The 12,759-nt window shown below is 68.3% G+C and carries 10 protein-coding genes; 6 read left to right on the top strand and 4 right to left on the bottom strand.

Going from position 1 to position 12,759, the window contains the following annotated elements:
- Positions 1 to 93: 93 nt before the first annotated feature.
- Positions 94 to 1,278, top strand: a complete 1,185-nt coding sequence (locus IPK27_22510; protein MBK8070277.1) for a diguanylate cyclase — start codon at positions 94 to 96, stop codon at positions 1,276 to 1,278.
- Here the strand turns inward: IPK27_22510 and IPK27_22515 are convergent.
- Entirely contained in the window at positions 1,265 to 2,752 is a 1,488-nt protein-coding gene (locus IPK27_22515; protein MBK8070278.1) for an aldehyde dehydrogenase, read from the bottom strand. The two genes, IPK27_22510 and IPK27_22515, sit on opposite strands and share 14 nt — an antisense overlap.
- A gap of 176 nt (positions 2,753 to 2,928) precedes the next feature.
- The gene (locus IPK27_22520) at positions 2,929 to 3,477 is read right to left on the bottom strand and encodes a cupin domain-containing protein (GenBank protein MBK8070279.1); all 549 of its coding nucleotides are present in this window, start codon (positions 3,475 to 3,477) and stop codon (positions 2,929 to 2,931) included.
- 122 nt (positions 3,478 to 3,599) lie between these two features.
- Between IPK27_22520 and IPK27_22525 the strand changes: the two genes are divergently transcribed.
- Positions 3,600 to 4,970 carry an aspartate aminotransferase family protein gene (locus IPK27_22525; GenBank protein ID MBK8070280.1) on the top strand — a complete coding sequence of 457 codons (1,371 nt, stop codon included), beginning with the start codon at positions 3,600 to 3,602 and terminating at the stop codon, positions 4,968 to 4,970.
- A gap of 175 nt (positions 4,971 to 5,145) precedes the next feature.
- Positions 5,146 to 6,105 carry an agmatinase gene (gene speB / locus IPK27_22530; protein MBK8070281.1) on the top strand — a complete coding sequence of 320 codons (960 nt, stop codon included), beginning with the start codon at positions 5,146 to 5,148 and terminating at the stop codon, positions 6,103 to 6,105.
- Positions 6,106 to 6,180: 75 nt separating this feature from the next.
- Here the strand turns inward: speB and IPK27_22535 are convergent, their stop codons facing one another.
- Positions 6,181 to 6,738 (bottom strand): hypothetical protein, encoded by a 558-nt coding sequence (locus IPK27_22535; protein ID MBK8070282.1) that lies wholly within the window; start codon positions 6,736 to 6,738, stop codon positions 6,181 to 6,183.
- A 317-nt stretch (positions 6,739 to 7,055) separates the two neighbouring features.
- On the opposite strand from IPK27_22535, the gene IPK27_22540 reads away from it, so the two are divergent.
- The 3 genes from IPK27_22540 (at position 7,056) to IPK27_22550 (ending at position 12,216) form a co-directional block, all read left to right on the top strand.
- A complete protein-coding gene (locus IPK27_22540; protein MBK8070283.1) occupies positions 7,056 to 8,126 on the top strand; it encodes a patatin-like phospholipase family protein in 1,071 nt (356 codons plus the stop codon).
- A 173-nt stretch (positions 8,127 to 8,299) separates the two neighbouring features.
- Positions 8,300 to 9,901 (top strand): CSLREA domain-containing protein, encoded by a 1,602-nt coding sequence (locus IPK27_22545; protein ID MBK8070284.1) that lies wholly within the window; start codon positions 8,300 to 8,302, stop codon positions 9,899 to 9,901.
- Positions 9,898 to 12,216, top strand: a complete 2,319-nt coding sequence (locus IPK27_22550; GenBank protein MBK8070285.1) for an Ig-like domain repeat protein — start codon at positions 9,898 to 9,900, stop codon at positions 12,214 to 12,216. Before IPK27_22545 ends, IPK27_22550 begins: the two co-directional genes overlap by 4 nt.
- A gap of 25 nt (positions 12,217 to 12,241) precedes the next feature.
- Here IPK27_22550 and IPK27_22555 read toward each other — a convergent pair whose 3' ends face one another.
- The gene (locus IPK27_22555) at positions 12,242 to 12,736 is read right to left on the bottom strand and encodes a hypothetical protein (GenBank protein MBK8070286.1); all 495 of its coding nucleotides are present in this window, start codon (positions 12,734 to 12,736) and stop codon (positions 12,242 to 12,244) included.
- Between the last annotated feature and the right edge of the window lie 23 nt (positions 12,737 to 12,759).

Here is a 12,759-nt window from a genome sequence, read left to right on the forward strand (position 1 = left end):
CAACTTGAAGTTGGCGCGCTGACGCGCGGGTCTGGCGGGCGGCACACGCCTGGCCCAGAATGCGCCATCGCCCGCTGCCCGGCATCGCGACGCTTGCAGCTCGATCCGCGCACGCTTGCCCTGTACACCACCGCCATCAGCCTGCTGCTGGCTGCGCTCGCGCATCTCTACGGGCGCAAGCGGCGGGTGTATCCGGGCTACGGTTGGTGGGTGGCTTCGCTGCTGCTGTTCGGCCTGGCGATCTCGACCATCGGCCTGCGCGGGCTGGTGCCCGACTGGCTGGCGCGGCTGGGTCCGGCGGCGGTGGGCCTGAGCGCGGTGCTGGCCATCTCCGAGGGTCAATGGCGCTTCGTCGGGCACGACAAACGGCCGCGAGGCCCTTGGGTGCTTGCGTTGCTGACGATGATCGCCGTCGCGCTCGCCGGCGAACTGACCTCAGCGCAATGGCAGCGCGCGGCGGGCGCCATCGGGGTCGGTCTGGTCGCGCTGACAGTCGCCTGGCAATTTGCCGGCCGTTGGCCGCACGGGCTGCGCGGCGCCGGGCGTGCCTGCGCGCTGCTGCTCGCGCTGTTCGCCACGGTGCGCATCGTCCGTGGCAGTCAGTTCATCTACGCCGGGCCCGAATTCGACGTGCTCGCGCCCCAGGCGATCTCGATCCTGAGCTACACCGCCAATGCGATGTTCGTCACGCTCTGGGGTTTCGGCTTCATCTTCCTTTGCGCCGCGCGGATGGAAGCCGAACTCGCCGAGTCGCGCGCCAGCCTGCACGAGTTGGCGCGCAAGGACCCACTGACCGGATTGCTCAACCGGCGCGCTTTTTTCGCGGATGCCAGCGGCGAACTCACCCGCGCGCGCCGCTATCGCACCCCGCTGGCGCTGCTGATGATCGACATCGACCGTTTCAAGTCGGTCAATGACGACCACGGACACCCGGCCGGCGATCGCCTGCTTTGCGAGATCGGCCGACGCCTGCAGGCGGAACTGCGCACCAGCGACCTGCTCGGGCGTATCGGCGGCGAGGAGTTCGCGGTGCTGCTGGTGCAGACGCCGGAGGCGCAGGCGCTGCAGATCGCCGAACGCCTGCGCCTGGCGGTGGCACAGACCGGGATCGAGTCCGAGGGCGCCCGCATCGCGCGCACCGCCTCGCTCGGCGTCGCCGTCGGCGCCGAACTGCCCGCGTCCATCGAGGACTTCATGCGCACCGCGGACCAGGCCCTGTACCGCGCGAAGCACGCCGGCGGCGACTCGGTCGAGCGTTCAGCCACTACCCCAGGTTGATCCAGGTGGCCTTGACCTCGGTGTACTTCTCGAAAGCGTGCAGCGACTTGTCGCGGCCGTTGCCGGACTGCTTGTAGCCGCCGAAGGGCGCGGTCATGTCGCCGCCGTCCCAGTAATTGACCCACACGCTGCCGGCGCGCAGGCGGCGCGCCATGCGGTGGGCCTTGTTGATGTCGCGGGTCCACACACCCGCGGCCAGGCCGTACGGGGTGTCGTTGGCGATCCGGAGGCCCTCTTCCTCGCCGTCGAAGCCGATCACCGACAGCACCGGCCCGAAGATCTCCTCGCAGGCAATGGTCATCTCCGGGCGCACCTCGTCGAAGATGGTCGGCTCGATGTAGTAGCCGCCGGTCTCCTTCAGCGTGCGCGCGCCGCCGAGGCGCAGCTTCGCGCCCTGCGCGTTGCCCTGTTCGATGTAGCCGAGCACGCGCTGCATCTGGCCTTCGTCCACCATCGCGCCCATCGGCGCATCCGGGTCCAGCGGGTGGCGCGGGTGCATGCTCTTGCCGGCCTCCACCACCATCGCCACGAACTCGTCCTTGACGCTGCGCTCCACCAGCAGGCGCGAGGCCGCGGTGCACACTTCGCCCTGGTTGTAGAAAATGCCGGAGGCCGCCGCGTAGGCCGCCTGCTTCAGGCTCGGCGCATCGGCGAACACCACGTTGGGGCTCTTGCCGCCGCATTCCATGTACGCACGCTTCATGTTCGAGCGCGCGGCGCAGCCGAGCAAATGCTTGCCCACCGCGGTGGAGCCGGTGAACACCAGGCCATCGACATCCATGTGCAGCGCCAGCGGCTCGCCTGCGGTCTTGCCGAAGCCCGGCAGCACGTTCAGCACACCCGCCGGGATGCCGGCCTCAACGGCCAGTTCAGCGATCCGCAGCGCGGTCAGCGGCGATTTCTCCGACGGCTTGAGCACCACCGAATTGCCGGTGGCGAGCGCCGGGGCGATCTTCCAGCAGGCCATCAGCAGCGGGAAGTTCCACGGCACGATGGCCGCGATCACCCCCAGCGGCTCGCGCGTGATCAGCCCCAGCTCATCCGGACCTGTGGGTGCGACCTCGCCGTAGACCTTGTCGATGGCCTCGGCGGTCCAGTTCATGCAGCGCACGCTAGCCGACACATCCACCTTCAGCGCGTCGCCGATCGGCTTGCCCATGTCCAGCGTTTCCAGCAGCGCCAGCTCCTCGCGGTGCTCGTGCATGAGCGCCGCGAAGCGCTGCAGCACCCGCTTGCGCTGCACCGGCGCCTGCGCCGACCAACTGCCCTTTTCGAACACCCGCCGCGCCACCGCCACCGCCCGCTCGGCATCCTCCGGCCCGCAAGACGCCACTTTTGCCAGCACTCGCCCGTCGATCGGGCTGATGCAGTCGAAGGTCTCGCCAGAGGCGGCATCCACATGCCGGCCGTCGATGAAAGCCTGGTGGGGAATGCGCTGGGTGGCGGCGCGGGCGTGCCAGTCGGGGTGGGGCATGGGGATTGAGTCCGGTTGTGGGTTGTGGGTTGTGGGTTCTGGGCAGCAAAGGCCGGCGAGATCGCGGCAATGTCCCGGGTGCAAGCCTCCGCTGCCCACAACCCAGAACCCACAACCCACAACCAGCCCGAATTCCGGGCGAGTGACTACACCCTCCCATCCCGCGGTGCTTGCCGCTAGAACGTGGGCGGCGTGCTCGCACTGACCAGCACCGCCTCGCCGTCGCCGACATTGCGGAAGCGGTGCGGCAGTTTGCTCTCGAAGTAGTACGCGTCGCCGGGGCCGAGCACGCGCACGTCGTTGCCGACGGTCACCTCGACGCGGCCGCTGATGACCACGCCGCCCTCCTCGCCGTCGTGGCTCAGCATTTCCTCGCCGGTGTCGCTGCCCGCCGGCATCAGCTCGCGCAGGATGCACATCTGGCGGCGGCGGCGGTCGTGGCGGCCCACGAGGAAGTAATGGATGCCGTTGTTGCCGAGGTCCGGCAACTGGTCGGCGCGGAAGAATGGGCTGTCCTCGGCCTCGCTGTCGTCCGGAGTGAAGAACTCCGCGAGCGTGATCGGGATGCCGTCGAGCACCTTCTTCAGCGAGGAGATCGACGGGCTGACCTTGTTCTGCTCGATCAGCGAGATGGTGCTGTTGGTGACACCGACACGCTTGGCCAGTTCGCGCTGGGAGAGTCCCTTGCGCTTGCGCACGCCTTGCAGTCGGAGTCCGATGTCCATCTGCGGATGTTGCCAGATATTCGACACTTTGCGTCAAGCCTGCGCAGATTTCGCCTTCTGCGTGCTTTCGATGTAAAGTATTTTCGACGCCCTACACACATCGATCATCAGGAGCACCGAGGATGGCCACGGATCAGCAGAACGCGAGCTTTGCCGCGCACTACAGCGCCGAGGCGACCAGCCATCCCGAGCACATGGATGCGTTCTGGATGCCGTTCACGGCCAATCGCCAGTTCAAGCACCGGCCGCGCCTGCTCGCCGGCGCCGAGGGCATGTACTACCGCTCGGTCGATGGCCGCGAGATCCTCGACGGTACCGGCGGCCTGTGGTGCTGCAACGCCGGCCATGCGCGCAGGCGGATCGTCGACGCGGTCAGCCAGCAGATCGCGACGATGGATTTCGCCCCGACCTTCCAGATGGGCCATCCGCTGCCCTTCAAGGTGGCCGAGCGCCTGGCCGCCATCGCGCCCGATCCGCTCAAGCATGTGTTCTTCACCAACTCGGGCTCCGAGTCGGTGGACACCGCGCTGAAGATCGCGATCGCCTACCACCGGGTGCGCGGCGAGGGCCAGCGCACGCGCCTGATCGGTCGCGAGAAGGGCTATCACGGGGTGGGTTTCGGCGGCATCAGCGTCGGCGGCCTGCCGAACAACCGCAAGTTCTTCGGTGCGCTGCTGCCGGGCACGGATCATTTGCGCCACACCCTGGACCTCTCGCGCAACGCCTTCAGCCGCGGCCTGCCGGCGCACGGGGTGGAACTGGCCGAGGACCTGGAGCGGATGGTCGCGCTGCATGACGCCAGCACCATCGCCGCGGTCATCATCGAGCCGATCTCCGGCTCCGCCGGCGTGGTGCTGCCGCCCGAGGGCTATCTCAAGCGCATCCGCGAGATCTGCGACAAGCACGGCATCCTGCTGATTTTCGACGAGGTCATCACCGGCTTCGGCCGCGTCGGCAATGCCTTCGCCGCGCAGCGTTTCGGGGTCATGCCGGACATGATCACCACCGCCAAGGGCCTGACCAACGGCTCGATCCCGATGGGCGCGGTGCTCGCCTCGAACGCGATCCACGACGCCTTCATGCACGGGCCCGAGGGCGCCATCGAGCTGTTCCACGGCTACACCTACTCCGGCCACCCGGTCGCTTGCGCCGCGGCGCTGGCCACGCTGGACATCTATGCCGAGGAAAAGCTGTTCGACCAGGCGATCGAGCTCGGCCAGTACTGGGAAGATGCGCTGCACAGCCTCAAGGGCCTGCCGAATGTCATCGACATCCGCAACTTCGGCCTGATCGGCGCGGTGGAGCTGGCCTCGCGCCCCGGCGCCGTCGGCGCGCGCGCCTTTGATGTGTTCTCCCGCTGCTTCCACGACAAGGACCTGTTGATCCGCACGACCGGCGACGTGATCGCGCTGTCGCCGCCGCTGATCATCCAGCGCCCGCACATAGACAGCCTGTTCCAACGGCTGGCGGAGGCGATCCGCGAGACGGCGTGAAGCGAGCAGGAGCGGGACTGGGGGCTGGGGGTTGGGGCGAGTGCGCCGCAGCAAGCGACGAGAACTTGAATTCAATTCGTGCGCCAAGTTGCGCGCATACCGGCTTCCCGGTCTGCCCTGAAGTCAAGGCGCACTCACCCCAGCCCTCAGTCCCCAGCCCCGCATCTGAGTAGCCATGTCTTCACCAGCGCACCCGAAAACCACCGACCTCGCCTTCACCCGCACCAGTCCCTACGGCTCGGTCGCCGAGCCCACCTATTCCGGCGCGCTCAGCTTCCTGCGCCGGCGGTACAGCAAGGAGCTGGCCGGCGTTGATGTCGCGGTGGTCGGCGTCCCCTTCGACCTCGCCACCACCAACCGTCCCGGCACGCGCCTGGGGCCGCGGGCGATCCGCGCCGCCTCGGCCTCGCTTGCCTGGTGCGCTCCCTACGCCTGGGATGTCGATCCCTGCGAGGCGCTGAACATCATCGACTGGGGCGATGTCTACTTCGACCAGGGCCGGCCCGAGCGCATCCCGGCGATCATCGAGGCGCAGTTTGCCGAATTCGCCGCCGCTGGCGTGACCACCCTGGCGCTCGGCGGCGATCACTTCATCAGCTACCCGATCCTGCGCGCGCTGCACGCGCGGCACAGCGAGGCGCTGTCGCTGATCCACTTCGACGCGCACAGCGATACCTGGGCGGATGACGAATTCCGCATCGACCACGGCAGCATGTTCTTCCACGCCGCGCGCGAGGGGCTGGTCGACCCCGCCTGCTCGATCCAGCTCGGCATGCGCACGAAGAACCCGGAAACCCACGGCTACCAGGTGCTCGATGCCCGCTGGCTGCACCGCGAAGGCATCGCCGCGACCATCGCCGCGATCCGCGCGCGCGTCGGCACCCGCCCCTGCTACCTCAGCTTCGATGTCGACTTCCTCGATCCCGCCTATGCGCCCGGCACCGGCACCCCGGTGGTCGGCGGCTTCAACACCCACCAGGCGCTGGAACTGATCCGCGGCCTGGCGGGGATCAACCTGATCGGCATGGACGTAGTCGAAGTCTCGCCGCCCTACGACCACGCCGAGATCACCGCTTTCGCCGGCGCCAGCGTGGCGCAGGAACTGCTGGCGCTGTATGCCGCCCGCACCCCGTAGTGCCGAGCTGCCCGGCCCTCGTAGCGCCGAGCTTGCTCGGCGTCGGTGCGCCGGAATCGCGGAGCAATCTTCGCGCTATGACGAACCGGGTGACGGCCGGTTGAGCTGCTCCACGCGCCGCCGGATCGCCGCTTTGCGCAGCGCTTCGGCGGTCGCCAGCACCTCGGAACGCGAGCAGCGCAGCGTCATCAGGTTGACGTTCCAGTCGCCCAGGGTCTCGATGAAGCGCCACAGCAGGCGCCAGCCGGTGGGTGCGCGGGTGTAACGGGCGACGGCGCCAGGCTTGATCTCCAGGCACAGGAAGTGCGACTTGTCGCCGGTACCCAGGCGCACGCGCTGGACATCGTCCCAACAGACATGTTCGACGCGCTGGCGCGAGTCGGTTACGCCCATCGCATCCAGCGTCACCACCGCGTGCGGCGACAGCAAGGCGCGCAGGACGTAGCGGAACAGCAGGAACCAGATCGGCCCGATCACCGCCAGGGCCCCGAGGCCGAGGATCGCCGCCGCGTTGAACTGCATCAGCGCCAGCACCGTGGGCAAGGTGCTGGCGACGCTGGCGCTTGCAAGCAGGCCGACGGCGATGGCCACCGGACGCGAGTAGTGCAGTTCCAGGGTATCGCCGTCCGGCATCGGTGCGCTCGCGGTGGGTGTCGCCCGATTCTGCGCGAAGGCACCTCGACCGAGTAGCACCAGCGATTCGCAACCGATGCCGGAGACCTGGGGCAGCCGACTCTGTCGGCGATCTCTCCCTGCAGACGCCGACAGAAGCTCGCGGCTGAAGCCGCTCCCACCCACGGCGCCGCGCGCCGTCGTGGGAATGCTTGCGCTTCTCTCAGCGTTCCTTTGCGTCCTCAGCGTCTCTGCGTTGAACGATTCCGCACACGCCCGTGGCCGCACGTCGAACACTCGCGTAGATTCCTGACCATCCGCCTGGCGGGAGACAGCGCATGGCGCTCGACGACGGGAAGACCGTGGGCCTGGCGCTCTCCGGCGGCGGCTTCCGGGCCACCCTGTTTGGCCTGGGCACGCTGACGCGCCTGAATGAGGCCGGCTTGCTCGGGCGGCTGGACCTGGTCACCAGCGTCTCAGGCGGCTCGATCCTGGCCGGGATCCTCGCGCAGCACTGGCAGGCGCTCGACTGGCAGGACGGGCGCGCCGCCAATTTCGACGCGGTGGTGGCGCGCGATGTGCTGGCCTTCTGCAACCGCACCATCGACATCGGCGCCGGCCTCAAGGGCCTGGTCAACCCGTTCAAGTCGGCCGGCCGGTACCTCACCGACTGCTATGACCGCCATCAGTTCGGCGGTTTGTCGCTGAAAGCCATCCCGCCGGCCGCCACCCCCGGCCAGCCCACCTTCGTGTTCTATGCCACCAGCCTGCAGACCGGGCGCAACTTCCGCTTCCGCCAGGATTACATCGCCGACTGGAAACTCGGCCTCAATCGCCATGCCGAGTTGCCGCTCTCGCTGGCCGTCGCTGCGTCCAGCGCGTTTCCGCCGATCTTCTCGCCAGTGGTCATCAAGACCCATCCGCGCGACTGGTCCGGCGGCGAGCCGGGCCCCGAGCGCGATGCGATGCGCGGCCGGCTGGTACTGAGCGATGGCGGCGTCTACGACAACCTGGGGCTGGAGGCGCTGCAACAGGGCAAGCTCGACTACGCCCTGGTCAGCGACGCCGGCGCGCCTTTCGAACTCGACACCCGCCCTGCCCGCGGCCCGTTGCAGATGGCCCGCGTGCGCGACATCCTGATCGACCAGACGCGCGCGCTACGGAAACGCATGCTGGTGCGCGAGTTCGCCAGCCGCCGGCAGAAGGGCGCCTACTGGGGCATCGATACCCTGATCGGCAGCTACAAGGACCCGCAGGCGCTGCTCAAGGACAGCGCCGAGACCGCGGCGCTGGCGCGCGTACCCACCCGCCTGGCCGCCTTCGATCCGGACATCCAGCAGCGCCTGATCCGCTGGGGCCACGCGCTGGCCGATGTGGGCTTGCGCCGGGCTGGGCTGCTCCCGACGTAGCCCGGGGTACGCGCATTGCGCGTTCCCCGGTGCTTGCGGCGAGCCCACCGGCGGTGAATCACTGCGCGATACATCGCATCTACGCAACTTCCGGTCAAGCGTCTGCACGCTGGCGACAAACGTGCAGGAACGCGGGAACCTAGGCTGGCAGCACCTGACCCGGGAGCCATCCGATGCGCATCCTGCTGTTGCTGGCATTGATTGCGGCCGAGAGCCACGCGGCCACTTTCACGGTCACCTCGACGGCCGACACGAGCGGCTCCAGTTGCGGCGCCACCTGCACCCTGAGGCAGGCGCTGACGGCGGCGGCGAACAACGCCGGCGCGGATACGGTGGCCTTCAACATCCCGGGCGCCGGCCCGCACCGGATCGTCATCGCTTCCACGCTCCCCAGCGCCAACAACGTGACGGTGAACGGCTACACCCAGCCGGGCGCCGCGGCAAACACCGATCCGCTGGCCAGCAACGCGGTGCTGAGGATCATCATCGACGCGGGCGGTCTGCCGGCCGCCAATATCGCGATCAGCCTCACCGGAGGGGGAGTGCTGCGCGGCGTGTCGTTCATCGCGCCACCGTCCAACGTGGGCGTGGACGTCGGCACCGGCAGCGTGAGCGGCTGCTGGTTCAATGTGGAGCCCGATGGCGTGACCACCGCTTTGAATGGCGCCCCGCTGCGCCTGGCGGCGAGCCAGACGGCCACGGTGGGCGGCGCAACCCCGGCCGATCGCAACGTGTTCGCCGCGTCGGGAGCAGCCACCAGCACGATCATCGCCGGCAACACAGGTACCCACGTCGTGCAGGGCAATCTCTTCGGTCTGCGTCCGGATGGCCAGACACCGGGCTCAATCAACCAGGTTGTGTCGAGCGCAGCCATCAGCGCTGGGCAACAGCTGATCGACAACACCATCGCGTGTACCCAGTCCATTGCCGTGCAGAACTTCGGCGCCGTCATCAGCGGCAACCGGATCGGCACCACGGTGACCGGTGCAAACCCGGGCTGCACCACCGGACGGCTCAGCACCGCCAGCGGACAGCGCTTCACCGGCAACACCTTTGGCTACTACACCAGCACGCCGGTCAGCCTTGCGAGCAGTCTGAGCGGCGTGGTGTTCCGCGGCAACCGGATCGTCGATGTCAACGCGGTGCCCTTCGACCTCAACGCCAACGGCGTCACCCTGAACGATCCGGACGACAACGACACCGGCGCGAACGGCCTGCAGAACTATCCGGTCATCACCACTGCGCGCATCGTCAGCGCGAACGAGTTGGAACTCTCGGGCACGCTCGACAGCGCACCCAACACCAGCTACGCGCTGGACTTCTACGCCGCGGACGAGATCTCGCGCGCCGCGTTCGGCTTTTTCGCCTTTGCCGACGGCGAGCGCGTGGCCACCTCCAGCATCACCGTCACCACCGATGCCAACGGCCTGGCGAGCTTCGGGCCGGTCACGCTGACCTTCGACAGCAGCGGGCCCATGGGAGTGGTCAGCGGCACCGCCACGCGGTTGGACGCCGGCAGCAATCCGGTGGAGACCAGCGAGTACGGCGAAGCCAGGGCCACCTATACCGCCGGCAGCGGCGACCTGGTGGTGAGCAACACCAACGCCGGCGGCGCCGGGTCCTTCCTGCGCGCGCTGCTGGAGGCGGAAGCGAGGCCGGACGGCGCTGGGCGGGATCGGATCGTCTTCGCCATCCCCGGTGCCGGTCCACACACGCTTTCCACGGGGCGCTCACGCAGTTCCTCTTTACCGGCCGGGTGGAGATCGACGGCTTGACCCAGGCCGGATCGGTTGCCAACAGCAGCGCTGGCGCCATCGATGCCCAGCTCAAGATCGACATCAACGGCGCGAAACTGACCTTCACCAACGCCGACACGCTGATCCGCGGCGTCGTCATGCGTGGCCCCAGCGCCTTGCTCTCCCTGTCTGGCGGCGGTGCCGTGGAGGGCAGTTTCATCGGCGTCAGTGTGGATGGCCTCAGCCTGGCGACCACCGCCGACAACACCGCCCAGGTCAATTGCATTGGTTGCCGCATTGGCGGCCCGGACCTGGCGCAACGCAACCTGATCGGCTGCCCTCAGATCTCGGCGATGAGCTGCATCAGCATCCAGGGCGCCAATGCGCGGGTGGAAGGCAATCTCATCGGGGTTGCGCGCACCGGCGTGACCCGTCTGGTGACCCCCACCGATCCCGGCACCGTACAGGTGTTCACGGGAATCAACGTCGAGGCCGCCGGCGCGACCGTTCGCGGCAACGCGATCGGCGGCTTCACCCGCGGCATGCGCGTGCTGTTCAACAACCACCTGATCGAGAACAACCGCATCGGCGTGGGAGTGGATGACCTCGCCAGCCTGGCGAACGCGCGCAACGGCATCGAACTGGCCGTCAGCAACGGCAGCATCGTGCGCGGCAACCACATCGCCAACCAGGTGCGCGACGGCGTGCTGATCCGCAACGGCAGCAATCTCATCACCCTGGTCGAGAACCGCATCCATGACAACGGCGAGCTCGCGGTGGACCTGGACGTCTCCAACGCTACCCACGGCGACGGCGTCAGCGCGAACGATCCGCTCGATGGCGACACCGGACCGAATGGCGGCCAGAACTTCCCGGTGCTCTCGCAGGTCCGGCGGGAGGCGGCGGGAATCGTCGCCAGCATCAGCCTGAACTCCACCCCGAACCAGAGCTTCCGGGTGCGCTACTGCTACGTGGCCGTGCCGGACGCCAACGGGCATGGCGAGTGCGACCAGCCCATCGTTGGGGTGCCGCAGACGGTGGCCACCGACGCCAGCGGCAACTTCAGCGGTGCCACACCCACCCTGCCCGCCACCACGCTGAACTTCCTGACCGCTACCGCAGCTCCGGTTTCCGGCAGCTTCGAAAACACCAGCGAGTTCGCGCAGAGCGTGCGCATCGCCGACCTCAGCACCACCACGATCACCGCGCACACGCCGCAACCGGCCTTCTTCGGCCAACCGGTGACCGTCAGCGTGAGCGTGACCAGTCCGGCGGGCACGCCTGCCGGCACGGTGCTGGTAATCAGTTCCAATGGCGGCAACTGCACCGCGACCTTGAACAGCGGCAGCGGCAGTTGCGCCCTGACGCCCGGCGGCGCGGGTACGCCGACCCTGACGGCCACCTATGCCGGCAGCGCCGAGTTCGTCGCCAGCAGCGACAACGTGAGCCACACCGTGGCGCCTGCGGTCACCAGCACCACGGTCCTCAGCGACACCCCGGACCCTTCGACCTTCGGCGACGCGATCACCGTCAGCTTCCAGGTGCAGAGCACGCCGGTCGCAACCGGCAGCGTCACCATCAGCGATGGCGTGGCCCAATGCCAGGGCACGCTGGGCGCCGGCGGAAACGGCAGTTGCGTGCTGACGCCGGGTGCCGGCGGGGCCATCACGCTGACCGCCAGCTACGGTGGCACGGCCAATTTCGCGGCTTCCAGCGACACCGAGGCGCACACGGTCAATGCGGTCGCCAGCACGCTGGCCATCCTCGGCAATACACCCAACCCCAGTGTTTCAGGCCAACCCGTGAACGTTTCTGCGCAACTCACGAGCGCGGTCGGCGCGCCAGTGGGCCCGATCATCGTCAGCGATGGTGCCGGCGCCGCGTGCCAGATCGCCGGCGCCAGCGGCAACTGCAACCTGATCCCGATCAACGCCGGCGCGGTCACGCTGCGCGCTGACTTCGCCGGCAGCGCGACGCACCTGTCGAGCACCGCCTCCGCCGGGCAGAACGTCAACCGCGCAAGCACCACGCTCGATGCCGGCCAGCCGACGGACACCAGTGGCCATGCGCCTCGCCAGTTCGCGCTGATGCGTTTCCCGGTCGCCATCGCCGTGACCGCGCCCGGCGCCGGCGCGCCGACCGGCAGCATCACTGTCACCGGCACGCCGGGCGTGGAGGTCTGTGTGGTCGCCCTGCCGGCAACCCAGTGCGAGCTGGTGGTGCAGACGCCAGGCTCACGCACTTTCGACATCGAGTACGCCGGCGACAGTCGCTACCTGCCCGCCGTCACCCAGGTGGTGGCCAACGTGCTGGCCGATGCACTCTTCGCCAACGGGCTCGAAGGTGATGAGTGACCCGCGCGGCAAGTCGGTGAACAGCTTACTCGACGCGTGCGTAGACGCCCAGGAAGCTCACGACCCAGGTCGTTCCGCCGTCGTCCGACGTTTCCCAACGCTGCTCGACACGCTTGTCCTCGCGCGGCGTCCAGGTGATGCGCTGTTGCTGCAGGCCACCACTGGCGGTCGGCAGCTCACCGCGCATGACCATGGCGTCGTCAGCCAGGGCGCCTTCGAGGCGCAGGATCAGGCCATCTCCGCCCACCCAGAACTGGGTCCAGCGCTTGCGCTGACCGTCCCAGGCGTTCAGGCTCATCCCTGACAAGCCGCTGGCACCACGCCAGTGCTCATGCAACGCGCAGCCGCCGGCCTCGCGCACGATGCGGTTGTGTCCCAGCAGCTTGCTTCCGTCACTGCTGCGCACTTCCCAACTGCCGATCCAGAAGTCGAACTGATGATGCTCGACCGCATCGCACGCTGGCGGCGGCGCAGGCGTGCTGGCAAGAATCGCTGCCCAAAGGGCCGTCAAGACGCTCATCCTCGATCTCCCGGTCTGGTTCG

This window comes from Rhodanobacteraceae bacterium, from assembly GCA_016713135.1.
Classification (GTDB): domain Bacteria; phylum Pseudomonadota; class Gammaproteobacteria; order Xanthomonadales; family SZUA-5; genus JADKFD01.

Excerpts from the sequence above, each read along its gene's own strand:
- IPK27_22535 (MBK8070282.1), bottom strand. The coding sequence starts at position 6,738 with ATGCCGGACGGCGATACCCTGGAACTGCACTACTCGCGTCCGGTGGCC.
- IPK27_22555 (MBK8070286.1), bottom strand. The coding sequence starts at position 12,736 with ATGAGCGTCTTGACGGCCCTTTGGGCAGCGATTCTTGCCAGCACGCCT.
- IPK27_22545 (MBK8070284.1), top strand. The coding sequence starts at position 8,300 with ATGCGCATCCTGCTGTTGCTGGCATTGATTGCGGCCGAGAGCCACGCG.
- IPK27_22520 (MBK8070279.1), bottom strand. The coding sequence starts at position 3,477 with ATGGACATCGGACTCCGACTGCAAGGCGTGCGCAAGCGCAAGGGACTC.
- IPK27_22540 (MBK8070283.1), top strand. The coding sequence starts at position 7,056 with ATGGCGCTCGACGACGGGAAGACCGTGGGCCTGGCGCTCTCCGGCGGC.
- IPK27_22525 (MBK8070280.1), top strand. The coding sequence starts at position 3,600 with ATGGCCACGGATCAGCAGAACGCGAGCTTTGCCGCGCACTACAGCGCC.
- IPK27_22515 (MBK8070278.1), bottom strand. The coding sequence starts at position 2,752 with ATGCCCCACCCCGACTGGCACGCCCGCGCCGCCACCCAGCGCATTCCC.
- speB (MBK8070281.1), top strand. The coding sequence starts at position 5,146 with ATGTCTTCACCAGCGCACCCGAAAACCACCGACCTCGCCTTCACCCGC.